The sequence below is a fragment of the Escherichia sp. AM3 genome, from assembly GCF_032029835.1.
Classification (GTDB): Bacteria; Pseudomonadota; Gammaproteobacteria; order Enterobacterales; family Enterobacteriaceae; genus Escherichia; species Escherichia coli.
In genome coordinates this window covers 1-245 of record NZ_JAVUPQ010001212.1, presented here as the reverse complement: position 1 = coordinate 245, position 245 = coordinate 1, and the positions used below count along the sequence as shown (strand labels likewise).

1 protein-coding gene is annotated in these 245 nt (G+C 57.1%); it reads right to left on the bottom strand.

Going from position 1 to position 245, the window contains the following annotated elements:
- Positions 1-245, bottom strand: a 245-nt coding sequence (locus RTW80_RS30350) for a DUF5682 family protein (RefSeq protein ID WP_312721926.1), incomplete at both ends; no start/stop codon positions are given.

The following is a 245-nucleotide window of genomic DNA, read 5'->3' as shown; positions in this document are numbered from 1 at the left end:
GTGTAACGGTAGTGTATGACCGCGCAACTGTGCCAGTGCCATTGCATGCAGATGTGCGGCAGCCATATCCGCGGTCGAAGCAGGCAACTTGTGCTGGCGCAAACGGGTGAGAACCGTTTTTAGCAGTTGTTCTCCCGCCTGCTGTAAGCCCCACTGCCAGCACCAGTTTTGCCAGACCGGGGCAGGCATTCCGGAAAGGTATCCTGCCAGCACATCAAGGCGCTTTTCACTGTAGGGGGTGAGAT